Genomic DNA, 1505 nt, shown 5'->3' on the forward strand with positions numbered 1-1505 from the left:
CTAATCTACTACCCAACAGTCACAAGAGAAGCGTTCAAGCACACAGGTCGTTTAACTACTGCGATTGAAAACGGTCAGTTGTTCAAGGACATTGGTTTAACACCATTGGATCCGGCGAATGATCGCGGCATGATTTGCGGCAGCCCATCAATGCTCAAAGAGATTTCAGAAATGCTGGATGCCAAAGGCTTCAAGGTTTCACCAAGTCTTGGCCACTTGGGTGACTATGTTTACGAGAGAGCGTTTGTGGAAAAGTAAAAATCTATCTTTCTAGAAAAAATAAAATGCCCTCAATTTGAATCAAATCGAGGGCATTTTTCATTGTTACCATAACCTTATCTATATTACTAAAAGTAATTGAATAACAATTAATTATTATTTTACGTAATAACTTTAGTTCCATATAGTTCTAACCATTCAGGTTAAAGGGTTGGGGCTATGCGAACAAATAGACATACAGAGATTTCAGATACTCCTGAAAATCAAGAGCATCTGGCGATTGGACTTCCCCCGATTGAAAAGGGTGGGGCCTTATTCACTATTGATCGTCGTTTTGTCTTATTTGGCTTTTTAGTTGTGATGTCTCTTTTGGGCTACTGGTTTAGTCAAGCCGATCATCATGTAAGACATTCTCTTGCTACTTCATTGGCGGCTTTATTGACATCAGAATATTTTTGGCTTGCTGTGGGTGTGGGTTTAGCGGCACAAATTGTTGATGGCGCTTTAGGAATGGCCTATGGAATAACTTCTAATTCATTTCTTTTGGGAATTGGGGCGTCACCAGTAGCAGCATCGGGTGCTGTTCATGTCGCAGAAATATTTACCACAGCATTTTCAGGTGTCTCACACATTAGATTCGGGAATGTGGATAAAGAGCTATTCAAAAAAATTGTCATTCCTGGCGTTCTTGGTGGCGTAATCGGAGTTGTTTTTCTAACAGCCATTGATGGGAAATTATTAAAGCCTTTTATTACTGCATATCTTTTAGTGATGGGCATCATCATTTTAAGAAAGGCATTTAAGACAAGACAAGAAAAAGCATCTCACGAGCTTAAGCATGTAAGAAAGCTTGCGGTGAGTGGCGGTTTTCTTGATGCGGTAGGCGGTGGTGGATGGGGACCGGTTGTCACATCATCTCTCATTGGTCAGGGAAATAATCCCCGCAAAACAATCGGAACGGTCAATACAGCTGAATTTTTTGTGGCGTTAGCAACGGGAACTAGCTTTTTATTGTTGGGTGGCGTTGATCATTGGGTTTTAGTCGCAGGCTTGGTCTTCGGTGGATTATTTGCTGCACCCTTTGCAGCTTATTTAACCAGTCGCTTATCCGTTAGATTTTTGTTGGTTTCAGTAGGTTTGCTGATTTCAACTTTAAGTGCGTTTAATTTATACAAAATTTTGGTGTGACTTAAAAGATGGCTAAGTATTCAACTGAAAAAATTACAAGCGTTAAGCATTGGAACGAGACCTTATTCAGCTTCACCACCACCAGAAATAAAAGCCTG

The 1505-nt window shown here is 40.4% G+C and carries 1 protein-coding gene and 1 pseudogene; both read left to right on the top strand.

Translation table 11 applies throughout. From position 1 onward, the window contains the following. Nucleotides 1-258, top strand: a pseudogene (locus AOC33_RS09050) (ferredoxin--NADP reductase); the annotation flags it as partial. A 180-nt stretch (nucleotides 259-438) separates the two neighbouring features. Further along, nucleotides 439-1407, top strand: coding sequence for a sulfite exporter TauE/SafE family protein (locus AOC33_RS09055; RefSeq protein WP_089516704.1), 969 nt, complete (start codon nucleotides 439-441; stop codon nucleotides 1405-1407). Nucleotides 1408-1505 lie beyond the last annotated feature (98 nt).

The sequence above is a fragment of the Polynucleobacter cosmopolitanus genome, assembly GCF_002224225.1.
GTDB lineage: Bacteria > Pseudomonadota > Gammaproteobacteria > Burkholderiales > Burkholderiaceae > Polynucleobacter > Polynucleobacter cosmopolitanus.